The sequence below is a fragment of the Enemella dayhoffiae genome, from assembly GCF_002250625.1.
Classification (GTDB): Bacteria; Actinomycetota; Actinomycetes; order Propionibacteriales; family Propionibacteriaceae; genus Enemella; species Enemella dayhoffiae.
In genome coordinates this window covers 348,437-364,801 of record NZ_NMVQ01000001.1, presented here as the reverse complement: position 1 = coordinate 364,801, position 16,365 = coordinate 348,437, and the positions used below count along the sequence as shown (strand labels likewise).

The 16,365-nt window shown below is 70.5% G+C and carries 16 protein-coding genes; 10 read left to right on the top strand and 6 right to left on the bottom strand.

Annotation, left to right across the window (positions count from 1 at the left end):
* Positions 1–3: 3 nt before the first annotated feature.
* On the top strand, positions 4–936 hold the full coding sequence (locus tag CGZ93_RS01785; protein ID WP_094362418.1) for an amino acid ABC transporter permease: 933 nt from the start codon (positions 4–6) through the stop codon (positions 934–936).
* A gap of 23 nt (positions 937–959) precedes the next feature.
* Complete coding sequence (locus CGZ93_RS01780) at positions 960–1,712, top strand: amino acid ABC transporter ATP-binding protein (RefSeq protein WP_171196723.1); 753 nt, start codon at positions 960–962, stop codon at positions 1,710–1,712.
* Between the two features lie 17 nt (positions 1,713–1,729).
* Here CGZ93_RS01780 and pdxR read toward each other — a convergent pair whose 3' ends face one another.
* Positions 1,730–3,205: a MocR-like pyridoxine biosynthesis transcription factor PdxR gene (pdxR, locus tag CGZ93_RS01775; protein WP_176451590.1), complete on the bottom strand. Its 1,476-nt coding sequence runs from the start codon at positions 3,203–3,205 to the stop codon at positions 1,730–1,732.
* An 83-nt stretch (positions 3,206–3,288) separates the two neighbouring features.
* On the opposite strand from pdxR, the gene CGZ93_RS01770 reads away from it, so the two are divergent.
* Both CGZ93_RS01770 and CGZ93_RS01765 read left to right on the top strand, forming a co-directional pair.
* A complete protein-coding gene (locus CGZ93_RS01770) occupies positions 3,289–4,701 on the top strand; it encodes an amidase family protein (RefSeq protein WP_094362415.1) in 1,413 nt (470 codons plus the stop codon).
* Positions 4,698–5,852: a C45 family autoproteolytic acyltransferase/hydolase gene (locus tag CGZ93_RS01765; RefSeq protein ID WP_229117124.1), complete on the top strand. Its 1,155-nt coding sequence runs from the start codon at positions 4,698–4,700 to the stop codon at positions 5,850–5,852. Before CGZ93_RS01770 ends, CGZ93_RS01765 begins: the two co-directional genes overlap by 4 nt.
* Positions 5,853–5,875: 23 nt before the next feature.
* On the opposite strand, the gene CGZ93_RS01760 is transcribed toward CGZ93_RS01765, so the two are convergent.
* Positions 5,876–7,201 (bottom strand): MATE family efflux transporter, encoded by a 1,326-nt coding sequence (locus CGZ93_RS01760; RefSeq protein ID WP_094362414.1) that lies wholly within the window; start codon positions 7,199–7,201, stop codon positions 5,876–5,878.
* Between the two features lie 148 nt (positions 7,202–7,349).
* On the opposite strand from CGZ93_RS01760, the gene CGZ93_RS01755 reads away from it, so the two are divergent.
* From CGZ93_RS01755 to CGZ93_RS01740, 4 genes are read left to right on the top strand one after another with little or no spacing between them, the layout of a single operon-like run.
* Complete coding sequence (locus tag CGZ93_RS01755) at positions 7,350–7,661, top strand: ArsR/SmtB family transcription factor (protein ID WP_094362413.1); 312 nt, start codon at positions 7,350–7,352, stop codon at positions 7,659–7,661.
* Complete coding sequence (locus tag CGZ93_RS01750; RefSeq protein ID WP_094362412.1) at positions 7,661–8,554, top strand: cation diffusion facilitator family transporter; 894 nt, start codon at positions 7,661–7,663, stop codon at positions 8,552–8,554. Before CGZ93_RS01755 ends, CGZ93_RS01750 begins: the two co-directional genes overlap by 1 nt.
* A 15-nt stretch (positions 8,555–8,569) precedes the next feature.
* Positions 8,570–9,019: an OsmC family protein gene (locus tag CGZ93_RS01745; RefSeq protein WP_094362411.1), complete on the top strand. Its 450-nt coding sequence runs from the start codon at positions 8,570–8,572 to the stop codon at positions 9,017–9,019.
* Between the two features lie 42 nt (positions 9,020–9,061).
* Positions 9,062–9,889, top strand: coding sequence for an alpha/beta fold hydrolase (locus CGZ93_RS01740; RefSeq protein ID WP_094362410.1), 828 nt, complete (start codon positions 9,062–9,064; stop codon positions 9,887–9,889).
* 92 nt (positions 9,890–9,981) lie between these two features.
* On the opposite strand, the gene CGZ93_RS01735 is transcribed toward CGZ93_RS01740, so the two are convergent.
* Positions 9,982–10,239: a hypothetical protein gene (locus CGZ93_RS01735; RefSeq protein WP_094362409.1), complete on the bottom strand. Its 258-nt coding sequence runs from the start codon at positions 10,237–10,239 to the stop codon at positions 9,982–9,984.
* A gap of 174 nt (positions 10,240–10,413) precedes the next feature.
* Here CGZ93_RS01735 and nagB point away from each other — a divergent pair, with 174 nt between their 5' ends.
* Both nagB and CGZ93_RS01725 read left to right on the top strand, forming a co-directional pair.
* Positions 10,414–11,199 carry a glucosamine-6-phosphate deaminase gene (gene nagB / locus CGZ93_RS01730; protein ID WP_094362408.1) on the top strand — a complete coding sequence of 262 codons (786 nt, stop codon included), beginning with the start codon at positions 10,414–10,416 and terminating at the stop codon, positions 11,197–11,199.
* Between the two features lie 61 nt (positions 11,200–11,260).
* On the top strand, positions 11,261–13,927 hold the full coding sequence (locus CGZ93_RS01725) for a multicopper oxidase domain-containing protein (RefSeq protein WP_094362407.1): 2,667 nt from the start codon (positions 11,261–11,263) through the stop codon (positions 13,925–13,927).
* On the opposite strand, the gene CGZ93_RS01720 is transcribed toward CGZ93_RS01725, so the two are convergent.
* From CGZ93_RS01720 to CGZ93_RS01710, 3 genes are all read right to left on the bottom strand, one after another.
* Positions 13,917–15,149 carry an RNA polymerase sigma factor gene (locus CGZ93_RS01720; RefSeq protein ID WP_094362406.1) on the bottom strand — a complete coding sequence of 411 codons (1,233 nt, stop codon included), beginning with the start codon at positions 15,147–15,149 and terminating at the stop codon, positions 13,917–13,919. The two genes, CGZ93_RS01725 and CGZ93_RS01720, sit on opposite strands and share 11 nt — an antisense overlap.
* Positions 15,150–15,153: 4 nt before the next feature.
* Positions 15,154–15,519, bottom strand: a complete 366-nt coding sequence (locus CGZ93_RS01715; RefSeq protein WP_094362405.1) for a YciI family protein — start codon at positions 15,517–15,519, stop codon at positions 15,154–15,156.
* Between the two features lie 96 nt (positions 15,520–15,615).
* A complete protein-coding gene (locus CGZ93_RS01710; protein ID WP_094362404.1) occupies positions 15,616–16,269 on the bottom strand; it encodes an NAD(P)H-binding protein in 654 nt (217 codons plus the stop codon).
* Positions 16,270–16,365 lie beyond the last annotated feature (96 nt).

The following is a 16,365-nucleotide window of genomic DNA, read 5'->3' as shown; positions in this document are numbered from 1 at the left end:
ACCATGTCGGTGCACCAGGACACTTCCCCACACCAGGAACAGGACGAGCAGCACGGGGAGGCGATCCGGACGATCGGCCGGGCCCACCCCCTGCGTTGGGTCGTCACCGCGGTGGTGTTGCTGATCGCGGTGGCCCTGGTCTCCACCCTGTTCACCAACCCCCGGTGGCAGTGGCAGACGGTCGGCCGCTTTCTGTTCGATCACAGGATTCTCCGCGGTGTCGGCAACACACTGCTGTTGACGTTGATCGCGATGACCATCGGGATCGTGCTGGGCGTCGTGCTGGCGGTGATGCGGCAGTCCCCGTTGCGCCTGGTGCAGGCGGCGGCCTGGTTGTACGCATGGTTCTTCCGCGGCACGCCGGTCTTCGTCCAGATCATCTTCTGGTTCAACATCGCCGCGCTCTATCCGGACTTCCAACTGCGGGTCCCGTTCGGACCGGTGCTGTGGAGCGAGTCGGCCAACACGCTGATCACCCCGTTCGTCGCCGCGCTCCTCGCGCTCGGGCTGAACGAGGGGGCGTACATGTCGGAGGTCGTCCGCGGCGGCATCCTGGCCGTCGACCGCGGCCAGTCCGAGGCGGCCCAGGCGCTCGGCATGAACCGGTTGCTCACCCTGCGCAGAATCGTGCTGCCGCAGGCTTTACGGGTGATCCTGCCCCCCACGGGAAACCAGGTGATTTCGATGCTGAAGATCACCTCCCTGGTGTCGGTGATCGCTTTCACCGAGCTGCTCTATTCCGCGCAGCTGATCTATTCCGCCAATTTCCAGACCATCCCGCTGCTGATCGTGGCGAGCCTGTGGTACATGCTGTTCACCGCTGTGCTCAGCGTGGGTCAGTACTTCCTCGAGCGACACTTCGGCCGTGACCAGGCACGCCTCGGCGGCGCTGGGGAACTGCGCAAACGGCTGCTGGGCTTCGGAAAGGTGGCGTGATGAGCGTGGCGCCGAATCGGCATCTGGTGGTGGTGGACCGGGTGCGGAAGTCGTTCGGCCCGCTTGAGGTGCTGAAGAACGTCAGCATGACGATCGATCGCGGTGAGGTCGCCTGCCTGATCGGCCCGTCGGGATCGGGCAAGTCGACGTTGTTGCGTTGCCTCAACCACCTGGAGAAGATCGACGCGGGTCGGATCTGGGTGGAGGGCCAGCTGATCGGTTATGAACAGCGGCCCCGGGGGCTGATGGAGCTGCGGGAGAAGGATGTCTGTGCCCAGCGGGCCGGGATCGGGATGGTGTTCCAGCGGTTCAACCTGTTCTCGCACATGACCGCGCTGGAGAACGTGATGGAGGCGCCGGTCCGAGTGCTCCGGGAGAACCGGGCCGAGGCGCGGGAGCGGGCGGTGGCACTGCTCGAGCAGGTCGGCCTGGCCGACAAGGCGCGCAACTATCCGGCGCAGCTCTCCGGGGGACAGCAGCAACGGGTCGCGATCGCTCGGGCGCTGGCGATGCGGCCGTCGCTGATGCTGTTCGACGAGCCCACCTCGGCCCTCGACCCGGAGCTGGTCGGGGAGGTGCTCGGCGTGATGCGGGATCTTGCCGAGAGCGGGATGACCATGGTCGTGGTCACCCACGAGATGGGGTTCGCGAAGGAGGTCGGTGACTCGTTGGTGTTCCTCGACCAGGGTCTGGTGGTGGAGCGCGGGCACCCACGTGAGGTGATCGGTGATCCGCAGCACGAACGTACCCGGGCGTTCCTGAGACGGGTGCTGTGAGACAGGCGTTCGGCCGATCAGGCCAGCGACAGCTCGCTCAGCACCGACCGGATCAGTTCGACCGCGGCCACCGCCCGGGTCTCGGGCAGCCGGGCATACCCGCAGACGATTCCGGGGCCGCAGCTCACCGGCGTCAGCGTGTAATCGCTGAGGGCATAGCAGATCAGTCCCCGCTCCCGCAGTCGTCGGCTGACCAGAGAGTCATCGGTCCCGGCCGGCAGGGTGAGCACCACGTGCAGCCCGGCCTCGATGCCCTGCTGGGCCAGCTCCGGCAGCAATTCGGTGCAGGCGTCGGTGAAGCGGTTCCGGCGCGCGGCATAGGTGCGTTGGGCGTACGCCAGTTGGCGGACCAGGGCACCGGAGGAGATGAACTCGGTCATCGCGGCCGCGGCCACCGGATTGACCGAATCCCCTTCACCGTGCAGAAATTCCTGCACGCGCTCACGCAACCGCGGCGGTACCACCGCCCAGGCCAGCCGCAGGTCCCGGGCCACGATCTTCGACGCCGTCCCCAGATAGACCACGTGCTCGGCACCGGCGTGCATGCTGCGCAGGGCCGGCATCGGCGCCACGTCGTAACGGAATTCGCCGTCGTAGTCGTCCTCGAGGACCAGCCCGTCGTGGCTCTCGGCCCACGCCAGCAGATCGGTCCGACGGGACACCGACATCCGGCTGCCCAGCGGGAACTGGTGGGCCGGGGTGACATAGCAGGCCCAGTCGTCGCCGGTCAGCTGATCGGTGAGCAGGCCCTCGGTGTCCACCCCTACCGGCCGGATCCGCGCCCCCGCCTGCTGGATGGCGCGGCGTCCGCTGACGTAACCCGGATCCTCGAAGGCGACCTGCCGGTCGGGATCGTTGACCAGCCGGACCAGCGCCCGCAGGGCGGCGTTCACACCCGGGAAGAGGAACACCTCCTCGGGTTCACAGACAACGGCCCGGTTGCGGCGCAGATGGTTGGCGAGCGCCTCCTGCAGCGGTCGGTGGAAGGCGTGGCCGCGGCCCGGGCGTACCTCGCCGGTGGGTGGAGCCGCAGGACCGGACAGGGTGCCGGCCGCGGCCGCTCGCCAGGCCCGGTTCCAGTCGCGGGTGCTGACCAGCGAGGCGTCCGGATAACCGGGACGCAGGTCGAACCGGGCCCCCGGCTGTTCGGGTGCGGTCGCCTGCGGCGGGCTGGTCGGGACCGGTTCGCTCGGTGTGGACGCGTACGCCCCGGCCAGCGAGGCCTCCCGCGCACCGGGGCCGACCCGAGTCGAGGCCCCCGGCGTGGCCACCAGGAACCCGGCCGCCGTCAACTCCTCATAGGCCGCCACCACCGCCGAGCGGGCCACCCGCAGGTTGCTGGCGAGCACCCGGGTGGAGGGCAACGGATCGCCGTCGCTGAGCTGTCCCTCGGCGATCGCCCTGATCAGGGCCGCGGACAGTTGGCTGGCGACCCGCCCCTCATGGGGGTCCAGGGCCAGGGTCAGGTTGAACGGCGTAGCGTTGCGCGGCAAGACGGTTCCTTCGGGTTCGGCTCGCCCAGAATAGGCCGATCGACATCCCGGGGGACCCAGCGGTTCGAGGTGGAGGAGAACTGATGAGCGAACACTTCCAGAGCGCGCAGCAGCTCGTCCGGGCGTACGCCGCAGGGGAGCGGTCACCGGTCCAGGAGCTGCAGCGGGTGCTGGACCGCACCGCCGAGCTGCAACCCCTGCTCAACGCGATGAGCCGGACGGACGCCGACACCGCGTGGGTGCAGGCCCGCGCCGCGGAACAGCGCTGGCGCGGCGGCGCCGCCCGAGGACCGCTGGACGGGGTGCCGATCACCATCAAGGACAACATTCCGATCGCCGGGCGGGTGGCTCGCGGCGGCTCGCGGGCGACGCCGGACACGCCCGCGGTGCAGAACGGACCCGTGGTGGACCGGCTGCTGGAAGCCGGTGCGGTGATCGTGGGCGCCACCGTGATGCCCGACTGGGGCTGCAAGGGGGTCGGAGACTCTCCGCAGTGGGGCACCACCCGCAACCCGTGGGACCGCCGGCTCACCCCGGGTGGGTCGAGCAGCGGCGCCGCCGCCGGGGTGGCCGCCGGGATGACCGCGTTGTCGATCGGTTCGGACGGCGCAGGATCGATCCGAATGCCGGCCGGATTCTGTGGCCTGGCAGGAATCAAGCCGACCTACGGCCGGGTCGCCGCGCTGCCCGGCAGCGCCTTCGGGTCGCTGTCGCACCAGGGGCCGATCACGCGTACGGTGTCCGACCTGGCCGTGCTGCTGGACGTGATCGCCCAGCCCGATGACCGGGACGGGATGTGCTGGCCGGGGCCGCGGTTCCAGGTGCCCCAGGAGCGGGCCCTGACCGGGGTCCGGGTCGGCGTCGGCCTGGACTGGGGACCGTTCCCGGCCGAGCCCGACGTGCGGGAGGCGGTGCATCGGACCGCTGAATGGCTGGCCGCGCGGGGCGCCACCGTGCAGCCGGTGCAGGTGGACGTCAGCGGGGCCCGGGAAACCCTGGACCTGTTGTGGGAGTCGGGTTGCGCCTCGGTGGTGGCCAAGGCGGGGCCCGAACAGCGGGAGTTGTTCGACGACACCCTGCTGTACTTCGCCGACCGCGCCGCCAACCACACCGCGGTGCAGTATGCGGACGCGATGGCCGCGCGGACCACCCTGGCGGGCCGCTTCGCGCAGCTGCACCGGGACTCTCACGTGCTGCTCACCCCGGTGACGACGACGCCCGCGTTTGACGTGGACACTGACATTCCGGCCGGTTCGGGGATGGGGTCCTGGTTGGACTGGGCGCCCTACACCTATCCGTTCAACCTGACCGGACAGCCGGCGATCACCGTGCCGGCCGGGGTGGACGGGCGCAACCGGCCGATCGGGGTGCAGCTGGTCGGTCCGCGCTTCGCGGATCAGTTGCTGCTCGATCTGGCCGCCGCCATCGAGGCCGACAGCGGCGGATTCGAGGCGTTGAGTGAGGGCGGGCGTCGACTGGACCTGGAGCCGTCGTGAGCCTGCGCGCCCAACCGGCCGGTCCCCCGCTGTTGGCGGTCCAGGGTTCACCGGCCGAGATGGGCGAGCAGATCGGTGCCGCCACCGCCGACCTGGTGGCGGACTCGCTGACGCACTACCTGAGCCAGTTCCGCGACCTGGCCGGTCTCGACGAGGCGACGGTACGTCGGGCCGGTTCTCGATTCGGCGAGATCTGCCGAGGGTTCGACGCGGTGGCCGAGCAACTGCTGCGGGGACTGGCCGGAGGAGCCGGTGTGGCTCCCGAGTTGATCTTCGCCCTCAACGCCCGGACCGAACTGCTCTATGGCGGCAGGGAGTCCGAGCGCCCCGAGGAGGGGTGCACGTCCCTGGCGGTGCACGGCTCCCACACCACCGACGGGCAGCTGCTGGTGGCGCAGAACTGGGACTGGCATCCGCGTCAGCAGGGCACCTCCTTCCTGCTGGCCACCCGCGACGAGCGGGGGCACGCCGCGCTGACCCTGACCGAGCCCGGCATGCTGGCCAAGTCGGGGATCTCCTCGACGGGGTTGGCGGTGTGCGCCAATCTGCTGGTCTCCGACCGCGACCGGGGGACCGACGGTGTCCCCTATCACCTGCTGCTGCGCTCGGTGCTGCACGCCCCGCGGATCAGCCGCGCGTTGCAGGGATTGCTGCAGGCGCGACGAATCTCCTCGGGGAACCTGATGCTGGGGGCGGCCGATGAGCACGGTGCGGAGGCGTTGAATCTCGAGCTCGCTCCGGGTTATCACGCGGTGCAGGGGCCGGGGGCTGATGGGTTGGTGGTGCACGCGAACCACTTCGAACCGCCCACCCCGTTCACCGACCTGCGGGTGGATCGTGCCGCGCTGACCCTGCTCCGGCCGACCAGGGTCCGGCACCGGTTGGCCGAGGCGCTGGCCGCCCGGGCCGTGGACGCGGCCGCCGTCGCGGCCGCGTTGCAGGATCACTTCTCGTTCCCGGACAGCGTTTGCCGGCACGTGGACCCAGACGTGCCCGAGCCCGAGCAGACCATCACCTGCTATGCGCTGCTGCTGGAACCGGAGGCGGGGCGGCTGTCGATCGCGACCGGTCCGGCCTGCGAGAACCCGTTCGCCCGCTGGGAGCTGGCCAGCGTGTTCGACGAGGACGCCGCCCCGGAGGTCCGTTCCTGACGAGCCGGGACCGCCGGGACGGGTCAGGCTCCCAGACGGAGCCACCTGTCACCGCGGGCTCGGATCCCGAGCACCAGCAGCCGCCCCAGCATCGACACCCCGTAGGCCGCCCACAGCCACACCACCCCGGCGCCCAGGTGGTCCACCAGCAGCGCGACCGGCAGATAGGCGATCGCCACCAGCAGGCCGCCCAGGGCCAGATAGCGGGCATCACCGGCGCCGATGAGCACCCCGTCGAGCACGAACACGACCCCGGCGATGGGTTGCAGCAGGGCGACCACCAGCAGCACCCGGGTGACCAGGGAACGAACGTCCGGGTCCGGGGTGAACACGACCGGCAGCAGCCAGGAGACGGCCGCGATCGCCAACCCGCAGACGATTCCGCCGATCACCCCCCAGCGCACCATCATCGCCGTGAGCCGTTTCGTGGTGTCCGCGTCGCCCGCACCGAGGTGGCGTCCGATCACCGCCTGGGCGGCGATGGCGACCGCGTCGAGGGCGAAGGCGAGGAAGGTCCAGACCGAGTTCACCACCTGGTGGGCCGCCAGGCCGACCGCGCCGGTGTGGGTGGCGACCACCGTGGTGGCGGTGATGCCGACCTGGAGCGCGGCGGTGCGCAGCACCAACCAGGCGCCACCGAGGGCTGCGCCGAGCACCCCGGTCGGGTTGAACCGCAGGGGCGTACCCTCGCGGCGCGCACCGCGGATCACCACCCAGGAAAGGATTCCGGCGGCCAGCAGTTGGGCGGTCACGGTTCCGATTGCCGAGCCGGCGATCCCCAGCCCGAGCCCGTGCACCAGCGCGAGGTTGAGCAGGATGTTCGCGACGTTGAGGGTGACCGCCACCTTGAGCGGGGTCCGGGTGTCCTGGAGTCCCCGGAGCACACCGGTCGCCGCCAACATCACCAGCAGGAAAGGGAAACCGAGCGATGAGATCCGCAGATAGGTGGCGGCCTGTTCGGCCACCTCCGCAGAAGCGCCGTAGAGCCCGATCAGGGGGGCGTGCACCAGTTGCAGGGTGATCGCGAGCAGCGCACCGATCAGCATCGCCAGCACCATCCCGTCGATCCCGCCGGCGAGGGCGGCTCGGCGGTCACCGGCACCCAGGCGACGGGCCACGGTCGCGGTGGTGCCGTAGGCCAGGAAGATGCACAGCCCGGCCAGCACGCCGATGATGTTGCCGGCGATGCCGAGTCCGGCCAGCTGGGTGGTCCCCAGGTGCCCGATGATCGCCGCGTCGGCCATCAGCAGCAGCGGCTCTGAGACGAGGGTCGCGAAGGTGGGGATGGCCAGCGCGAGGATCTCGCGACGGTGGCTCCGCGACTCGGTGGCATCACGGGCTCGCGGCATGGGGTCAGCATAGGCTCGGCCACGACCTGACCCCGACCGCAAGGCCCGCCCACGCTTATCGCCCTGAATTCACGCGCACCCAAGTGGGGACGCGGGACGATTGACCGATGAGCGTGAGCGACCACCGGCCGTCGGTTAGTATGAACATATGAAGACTCATTCAGAGGTCGGGGTGGCCTCCGTGGTCGTGGACGCGGCGGAGGTGTTCGCGCTGCTGGGGGACGTCAACCGGCTGCGGCTGCTGCTCGAGCTGCTGCCGGGGGAGCGGTGCGTCGGCGACCTCGCGCTGGCCACCGGTCAGAGCGAATCGGCAGTCTCGCACGCCCTCCGACTGCTGCGCGCTCACCGGGTGATGGCCGCGCGGCGCGAGGGGCGCCGGGCCTATTACCGGCTGCAGGACGCCCACGTCCGCGTCCTCCTCGAAACCGCCCTGGCGCACACCGACGGAGAGGACCACTGATGGGCGCCGGGCACAGCCACGCCGGCGCTCGGCACCGCAGCCGGCTCGCGATCGGGTTCGCGCTGATCGCCGGATTCTTCGTGGTGGAACTGATCGCAGCCCTCTGGTCGGGCTCATTGACGCTGCTCTCCGACGCCGGCCACATGGCCGCCGATGTGGTCACCCTTGGCGCCGCGCTGATCGCGACCGTCGTCGCGAGCCGCCCTGACCGCAGCGGCCGCTGGAGCTATGGCCGCTATCGGGTCGAGGTGTTCGCCGCCCTGCTGGCCGTGCTGATGATGCTCGGGGTGGCCGCATTCGTCGTGGTGGAAGCGATCGAGCGCTTCGGCCAACCCGCCGAGGTCGCGAGCACCCCGATGCTGGTCGTCGGCCTGCTCGGACTGCTGGTCAACCTGATCGTGCTCAAGGTGTTGCACGAGGGCGCCGCCGAAAGCCTCAACGTCAAGGGCGCCTACCTGGAGGTGCTCGCCGACGCGGCCGGGTCGGTCGGCGTACTGATTGCCGGCGGGCTCGTCCTGGCCACGGGCCAGCCCCTGTGGGACACCATCGTCGCCCTGGCGCTCGGCGTCTTCGTCGCGATCCGCGCCGTGCTGCTCGGCCGGGAGGTATTCGCGATCCTCGGCCAGCACGTACCCGCCGGAATCGACCCCGCCGCGGTGACTCGTGACCTGGCAGCCATCGAGGGTGTCGCCGACGTGCACGACCTGCACCTGTGGACGCTCACCTCGGGCATGAACGTCGCCACCGCCCACCTGGTCAGCGTCGATCACGATGGCATGCACCCGGTGCTCGATGCCGCCCGGGAACTGCTGCACGACCGCTATGGGATCGAGCACGCCACCCTGCAGGTCGAACCCGCCGACCACCACGGCTGCGCCGAAGTGGACTGGTGACCTAGCGTTCGGGTCATGACCATCCACGAGTACGCCACCACGCTGACCTGGTCCGGGTCGACCGGAGTCGGTTACGAGGCGTACGACCGCACCCATCGTGTCGAGCCGCACGGGGCTGCGGCGATCACCATGAGCTCCGACCCCGCCTTCCGCGGGGACCCGGCGTACGCCAACCCCGAGCAGCTGCTGCTGGCCGCCGCCAGCTCGTGCCAACTGCTGTCCTTCCTGGCGGTGGCGGCCCGCGCCCGGATCGACGTGGTGGCGTACGCCGACGAGGCGACCGCGATCATGCCGGAGGACGACGGGCCGATCCAGATCACCGAGATCGTGCTGCGCCCGCGGATCACCGTGCGCGGAGACACCACCCGGATCCCCCGCCTGGTCGAGATCGCGCACAAGGAGTGCTTCATCGCCAAGTCCCTGACGGTGCGGATGCGGATCGACCCGGTGACCGAGACCGCCTGAGCGCAGGCCTAGAGTTGGGCCACGACCACCCGGGGAGGATCCATGGGCAACGACGCCTTCAGCACCGAAACCGTCACCTCGAGCGACGGCACCACCATCGGTTACCGCCGGCACGGCAACGGCATTCCGTTGACCATCGTGCACGGCAGCATCTCCACCGGGGAGCAGTGGGAGCCGTTCGCCCAGGCCACCGCTGATCGGCTGCAGACCTTTGCGATGGACCGCCGTGGCCGCGCCACCAGCATCGACGACGGCACCGGCTACGGGCTGGATGCCGAGGCCGCCGACATCGCCGCCGTGCTGGCCGCCGCCGGCCCCGACGCTGCGGTCCTCGGCCACTCCTTCGGCGGCGTCGCCACCCTGCACGCGCTGGTCACCGGCCAGCTGACCCCGCGCGCACTGGTGCTCTACGAACCCCCGGTGCCGGTGGACGGGCCGGTGGTCGGCGACCAGCTGGACGAGTACGCCCGGCTGGTCGAGGCGGGCGACCACGACGGTGCACTGACGCATGCGCTGGCGCACTTCGTCCGGGTCTCCGACGAGGAGATCGAGGGCCTGAGGCAGACTCCGTTGTGGGCCGGCCTGGCCGCGCTGACCCCGACCTGGACCCGCGAGCTGGCCCAGATCGACGGCACCGTGGACGAGCTTGCCGCGATGGCACGGATCGAACTGCCCACGCTGCTGCTGGTCGGGGCCGGCAGCCCCGGCCACCTGGTCTCTGCCAGCGAGCACCTGGCCCGGACCATGCCCAACGCCACCCTGCACCGGTTGCAGGCGCCCGGACACTTCGCCCACGTGATCGCCCCCGGTGAGGTCGGGGGCGTCGTCGCCGAATTCCTGGCCGGCGCGGCTGACCTGACCACTCCCTGAGCCGGAACCGGCCGAGTCCGGCACCCCCTGGCGGCGCTGGCTGGGCTGGGTACCTCTGCGCAGCCACGACCCGCCGTCCGAGCAACCCACCGTCAGCCCGCTCCCTCGACCACCCGCACCGGCTGGTTCTCCGAAGCGGTCGGCCGCCATCTCGGGCGGGGGTTCTGGCTGTTCGCCGCGGCGGCCGGGACCGCGACCGCCGGGCTGGTCACCTTCGGCGTGATCGGCTTCCACCTGACCACCGCAAAGGTGCTTCCGCTGGCCGCCGTCCCGTTGGCGTACGCCGGGGGGAGCTCGCGTCGGCGATCGCGGCCCCGATCACCGGCTTCGGCTATGACCGTGTCGGCCACCGGGTGCTCCACGCGCTGCCGCTGCTGATCGCCGCGGTCGCGGTGTTGCAGCTGGCCACCTGGGTGCTGCTCGCGGTGACCGGGCGGCACCTGTGGGTACGCCGACCCGCTGACTGAGCGCCGCGCGCCGGCAGTAGAGTCCATGGCGCAGATCCACGAACCGAAAGGCCGCCGATGGAGGTCATCGTCAGCGACACCCCGCAGGAGTCGGCCCGCCTGGCCGCCGACGTGATCACCGCCCTCTATCGCGACAAGCCGGATGCGGTGCTCGGGGTGGCCACGGGTTCCAGCCCGGTCTGGGTGTACGACGAGCTGGGTCGGCGGGTGGGGGCCGGCGAGCTGACCATGGCCGCGGGGCAGGCGTTCATGCTGGACGAATACGTCGGGCTGGCCGCGGACCATCCGCAGCGCTACCGGCACGTGATCGACCGCGACTTCACCGCCAAGGTGGACCTGCCCGCCGATCGGGTGCACGGCCCGGACGGGCTGGCCGACGACCTGGCCGCCGCGTGTGCGGCGTACGAGGATCAGATCCGCGAGGCCGGCGGGGTGGACCTGCAACTGCTCGGGATCGGCACCGACGGCCACATCGCGTTCAACGAACCGGGCTCCTCGCTCGCCTCCCGAACCCGGATCAAAACCCTCACCGCGCAGACCCGGGCCGACAACGCCCGCTTCTTCGACGGCGACGTCGACGCCGTTCCCCGGCACTGCCTCACTCAGGGTGTCGGCACGATCATGGATGCCCGCCACATCGTGCTGCTCGCCAACGGTCGGGCCAAGGCAGAGGCGGTGCACCACCTGGTGGAGGGACCCGTCACCGCGATGTGGCCCGGCTCGGTGCTGCAATTCCATCCGCACGTCACCGTGTTCCTCGACCCGGCCGCGGCGTCGCGGCTGCAGCTCGCCTCCTATTTCGTCGAGGCGGCGCGGGGAAAGCCGGACTGGCAGGGGTTCTGAGGCGGCTGTTTTGAAACGGGAAAAATGGTAAAAAGGGGTTCCGGAAACTAGACTCGGCGGCATGTCCGTGCGCCTGTCCGAACCGTCGAGCACCTCATCCCGGGACCCGATGGATCGCCGCGCGTGGCACCGTCGCGCGGCCCGCCCGGTGCTGGGGTGGATGGTCGCCCTGCTGGTGCTGGCGTTCGTGCACCGCTGGGTGCCGCAGTCGCGGTGGCTGCTCGTGCACCTGTTCACCCTGGGCCTGGTCACCAACTCGATCCTGATCTGGGGACAGCACTTCACCGACACGCTGCTGCGCAGCCGGGCCGGTGACAGGGGTTCCCAGCTGAGTCGGCTCTGGGTGCTCAACCTGGGCATCGTGATCACCAGCGTCGGCATGGTGGCCGGCGTCGGGGCCATGGCGATCGGCGGCGCGGCGGTGATCGGGTTGGCGCTCTGTTGGTACGCCTGGTCGCTGCTGACGCAGCTGCGCGGCTCGCTGGGTGGTCGCTTCGCGTTCACCGTGCGGTGGTACGTCGCGGCGGCCCTGCTGCTGCCGGTCGGCGCGGTGCTCGGCGGGGCGATGGCGTTGAGCCAACCCGAACCCTGGCAGGGAAAACTGCTGCTCGCCCACCAGCTCGTGAACGTGCTCGGCTTCGTCGGGCTGACCGCGATCGGCACCCTGATCACCCTGTGGCCCACCGTGCTCCGGACGAAGATGGAACCGGATCAGGAGCGTGCCGGGCGGCGCGCACTGTGGGCTATGGCCGGGGGTGTGCTGATCGCCGCGGTGGCCGCACTCGCGGGCTGGATGCCGGTGGTCGCGGTGGGACTGGTGGCGTACCTGATCGGGCTGGTGCTGATAGGCATCCCGCTCCTGCGGTGCGCGCTGCGCAAACCCCCGCAGGATTTCCCGGCCTACTCGATCGGTGCGGCACTGGTCTGGCTGGTCGGCTGCCTGGTCGGGTTGGCCGTGCTGCTGCTGCGCACCGATCACCCCTCGCTGGCCGCCGGGCAGGTGCAGCGGTTCACGGTGCCGTTCGTGGCAGGATTCCTTGCCCAGCTGCTGTTCGGCGCGATGAGTTATCTGATGCCGACGGTGATGGGCGGTGGGCCGAAGGTGGTGCGCGCCAGCTGTGCGGAGATGAACCGGTTCGGCGCCGCCCGGGTCGCGGTGCTGAACGCCAGCCTGGTGGCGTTCCTGGCCAGCGACAACTCCTGGATCCGGGTGCTCACCTCGCTGCTCGCGCTGGTCGCCCTGGCCAGCATCGTCGTGCTCATCGTGCGAATGGTGCGCCTGGTCACCCGGGGCTGCACCAAGGTAACCGCGCCAACCGCGGACACCGAACCGGTCAAGGGAAACCCTGCCCAGAGGGTGAAATCCGAAAAGGTGACGAGCGGCGTGCTCGAGGCGCCCAGCCAGCGGCGCGACTTCGTCGAGGCGGTGATGGGGCTGGGCGGGGTGCTCGGTGCGGTCGCGATCGGGCGGGCGGTCGGCGGCTCCGGTACGCCGACCGCCGCGCAGGGTGCGGTGGCCGCGACCGGGCAGACCACCCGGGTCCGCGTGGTCGCCAACGGGATGCGGTTCCACCCGGACACCGTCCAGGTGCCGGTCGGCAACAGGCTCGAGATCACCTTGGTCAACGAGGATCCCGAGCAGGTGCACGACCTCTACCTGGCCACCGGCGCCAGCACGAAACGGCTCCCGCCCGGCCAGACGTCGGTGCTGGACGCCGGGGTGATCGGCGCTCCGGTCGAGGGCTGGTGCAGCATCGTCGGACACCGGTCGATGGGCATGCTCTTCCACGTCACGACTCCCGGGGCGGGCGCTCCGGCCGGTCCACCGGTCGCCGTCGGTTCCACCCGGCAGCAGGTCGACCTGAGCAAGCCACCCGGTCCGGGTTTCCGCACCCGCTCGGCGGTTCTCGAACCGGTGCTGCCGAGCCCCGAGCGCAGCATCCAGCTGACCGTCACCGAGGCCGATCAGGAGTTGGCGCCGGGGGTGATCCAGCACGCGATGACCTACAACGGTCGGGTGATGGGGCCGACGGTCAACGCCAATCTCGGCGACCGGATTTCCTGCCGGCTGGTGAATCGCGGCTCGATGGGTCACTCGGTCGACTTCCATGCCGGCACGGTCGCACCGGACAACACGATGCGCACGATCGCACCGGGGGAGTCGCTGGACTATCGGTTCGTCACCCATCGTGCGGGGATCTGGCTGTATCACTGTTCGACGATGCCGATGTCGGCGCACATCGCCGCCGGGATGTATGGGGCGGTTGTTGTGCCACCGCGCGGGATTGCCAAGGTGGACAGGGAATTCCTGCTGATCCAGCAGGAGGCATACCTCGGTCCACCCGGTGGTGAGACCGACTCGGCCAAGATCGCCAACGAGGCACCGGACCTGACGATCTGGAACGGCCACGCCAACCAGTACGTGTTCGACCCGCTCACCGCGCGGGTCGGGGAGCGGGTACGGATCTGGGTGCTCGCGGCGGGCCCGAGCCGCGGGATCTCCTTCCACGTCGTGGGTGCCCAGTTCGACACGGTGTTCAAGGAGGGCGCCTATCTGCTGCGCCCGAACAACCCCGAGGGCGGCGGCGCGCAGGCGCTCGACCTGGCCGCGGCCCAGGGCGGTTTCGTGGAGCTGGTGTTTGACGAGCCCGGCACCTACACGTTCGTGAACCACTCGTTCGTGGAGATGGAGCGCGGCGCCCGCGGCCTGATCAAGGTCACCGCCTGAGCAACTCGGTGAGGCGGGTCTCGAGGTGGGCACGTTCGGCCGGGTTCGTGGTCAACCCCAGCGCGCGTTCGTACGCCGCAGCGGCCGCCTCGGGTTGTCCGGCGCGGCGCAGCAGCTCGGCCCGCGCGACGTGGAACGGCTGGTAGTCCGGCAGCTCCAGCGCGTCGATCACTCGCAGCCCGGCGCCGACCCCGTCGGTCTCGGCCACCGCGACTGCCCGGTTCAGTGCCACCACCGGCGTCGGGGTGATGGTCAACAGCAGGTCATAGAGCGTCCGCACCTGGGACCAGTCGGTGTCGGCGAAGCTGGCCGCGTCGGTGTGCACGGCGTTGATGGCCGCCAGCAGCTGGTAGTGCCCGGGCCGGTTCCGGGTCAGGCACTCTCGCACCAGCGCGTGCCCCTCGGCGATCAGCTCGGCGTTCCAGCGAGCGCGGTCCTGTTCAGCCAGCGGCACGAGACGTTCATCGGCGCTGAGCCGGGCCGGGCGGCGGGCGTCGGTGAGCAGCATCAGCGCCAACAGTCCGGCCACCTCCGGCTCGTCGGGCGTCAGCACCCGCAGCACCCGGGTCATCCTGATCGCCTCCGCCGACAGGTCGGCGCGCAACGCGTGCTCGCCGCCGCGGGGCAGGTAACCCTCGTTGAAGATCAGATAGAGCACCGCCAGCACCCCGCGCAGCCGATCGGGCAACTCGGCATCGGCCGGGACCCGGTAGGGGATCCGCGCGTGCGCGATCTTGCGTTTGGCCCGGGTGATCCGCTGGGCCAGAGCGCGCTCACCGACCAGGAACGCGGCCGCGATCTCGGCCACCGTCAGGCCACCTAGCAGCCGCAACGTCAATGCCACTTGGGATTCAGGTGCCAATGCCGGATGGCAGCAGGTGAAGAGCAACCGCAACCGCTCGTCGGGGACCGACGACGGTTCGCCCGCCTCGTCGCTGCCGGTCAGCATCATCGCCTCCTCGTGCTTGTCCTGGCGCTTCGCCTCCCGCCGCAGCCGGTCCAGGGCGCGGTTGCGGGCGGTGAGCACCAGCCAAGCCACCGGGTTGTTCGGCAGGCCCTGCTCCGGCCAGCGGGCGAACGCCTCCAGGAAGGCCTCCTGGGCCATGTCCTCGGCCAGGCCCAGGTCGCCGAAGCGTCGGGCCAGCGCCGCGACCACGGTGCCGAACTCGGCGCGATAGAGCTGCTCCAGCTCTGCGCCGGCCCCGGCACCGGCGGCGGGCATCGGCTCACGCCCCCTGCAGCGGGCGCACCTCGACCGGGCTGCCGCAGGCGTTCGATCCTTCGGCGGCCAACCGGATCGCCTCGTCCAGGTCGTCGGCCTCGATCACCCAGAACCCACCCAGGTATTCCTTCGACTCGGCGTACGGTCCGTCGGTGACGACCGGGTCGCTGCCGGTGCCGTCGACCACGGTGGCGTCACTCGGCGCGGTCAGCCCGCCCGCGAAGACCCACTTGTTGTCCTTCATCAGCTTCTCGTTGAACTCACCGGTCCGCCGGAAGGCGTCCATCATCGCGGCCTCGTCGGCGTAGGGCCCGAACTCGCGCTCCTGGACACCGGCCTCGTGGATCACCGAAATCAGATACTGGGCCATGATCGTTCCTATCGTCGTGGGCACCGACCCTATTGCCGTGCCCGCACCCCCTCCACGAACGGGGTGGGCCGGATGCGACACCAGCACCGAAAGTTTTCAGGCGGCGGCGACGACCTCGGAGATCGGGGTGTCACCGGTGTTGAAGGAGATCTCCCGCCCGGCCACCACTGCCGGATCGGCAGCCACCACGGCCCGGATCACCTCGGCCACGTCGGCCCGCGACACGCTGCCCGACTGGGTGGCGGTGGCGTCGATGCGTCCGGTGCCCGCCTCCAGGGTGAGCGAGCTCGGCATCAGGATCGTCCACTGCAGGTCGGTGCCGCGCAGGTGCGCATCGGCCGCCGCCTTGGCCTCGGCGTACGCAAAGAACGGGTTGTCCTCGGGTACGCCGTGATCGGTGCTGGCACCGAAGTAGGAGACCATCACGAACCGGGGTACGCCGGCCCGGCCTGCGGCGTCCATGGTGCGGATGGCCGCCTCCTGGTCCACGGCCCGGGTGCGGGCGGGGTTGCCGCCGCCGGCACCGGCCGACCAGATCACCACGTCGTGGTCCCGCAGCAGTTCGCGCAACTGGTCGGTGTCGAGCGATTCCACGTCGGCGAGCACAGGATTGGCGCGGGCGTCCGCGACGTCGTCGAGGTGGTCGGGGTTGCGGATGATCGAGTCGACCTGGTGTCCGTCGGCGGACAGCAGCGGGGCGGCCAGCAGGGCGATCTTGCCGTGGCCGCCGATCAGTGCGATGCGTGCCATGGCGCCTCCTTTCGATCGGGTCTGCGTTCGAGCGTACGTGCCCCGATGGCGGGTCGGTACGGCGACCCCGGCGTGGGCGTTCAGTCGACCGATTCC

What these genes read in the sequence shown, in the direction of transcription:
- CGZ93_RS01785 (WP_094362418.1), top strand. Translation starts at nt 4, where the DNA reads ATGTCGGTGCACCAGGACACTTCCCCACACCAGGAACAGGACGAGCAG.
- CGZ93_RS01770 (WP_094362415.1), top strand. Translation starts at nt 3,289, where the DNA reads ATGAGCGAACACTTCCAGAGCGCGCAGCAGCTCGTCCGGGCGTACGCC.
- CGZ93_RS01760 (WP_094362414.1), bottom strand. Translation starts at nt 7,201, where the DNA reads ATGCCGCGAGCCCGTGATGCCACCGAGTCGCGGAGCCACCGTCGCGAG.
- CGZ93_RS01755 (WP_094362413.1), top strand. Translation starts at nt 7,350, where the DNA reads ATGAAGACTCATTCAGAGGTCGGGGTGGCCTCCGTGGTCGTGGACGCG.
- CGZ93_RS01750 (WP_094362412.1), top strand. Translation starts at nt 7,661, where the DNA reads ATGGGCGCCGGGCACAGCCACGCCGGCGCTCGGCACCGCAGCCGGCTC.
- CGZ93_RS01745 (WP_094362411.1), top strand. Translation starts at nt 8,570, where the DNA reads ATGACCATCCACGAGTACGCCACCACGCTGACCTGGTCCGGGTCGACC.
- CGZ93_RS01740 (WP_094362410.1), top strand. Translation starts at nt 9,062, where the DNA reads ATGGGCAACGACGCCTTCAGCACCGAAACCGTCACCTCGAGCGACGGC.
- nagB (WP_094362408.1), top strand. Translation starts at nt 10,414, where the DNA reads ATGGAGGTCATCGTCAGCGACACCCCGCAGGAGTCGGCCCGCCTGGCC.
- CGZ93_RS01725 (WP_094362407.1), top strand. Translation starts at nt 11,261, where the DNA reads ATGTCCGTGCGCCTGTCCGAACCGTCGAGCACCTCATCCCGGGACCCG.
- CGZ93_RS01720 (WP_094362406.1), bottom strand. Translation starts at nt 15,149, where the DNA reads ATGCCCGCCGCCGGTGCCGGGGCCGGCGCAGAGCTGGAGCAGCTCTAT.
- CGZ93_RS01715 (WP_094362405.1), bottom strand. Translation starts at nt 15,519, where the DNA reads ATGGCCCAGTATCTGATTTCGGTGATCCACGAGGCCGGTGTCCAGGAG.
- CGZ93_RS01710 (WP_094362404.1), bottom strand. Translation starts at nt 16,269, where the DNA reads ATGGCACGCATCGCACTGATCGGCGGCCACGGCAAGATCGCCCTGCTG.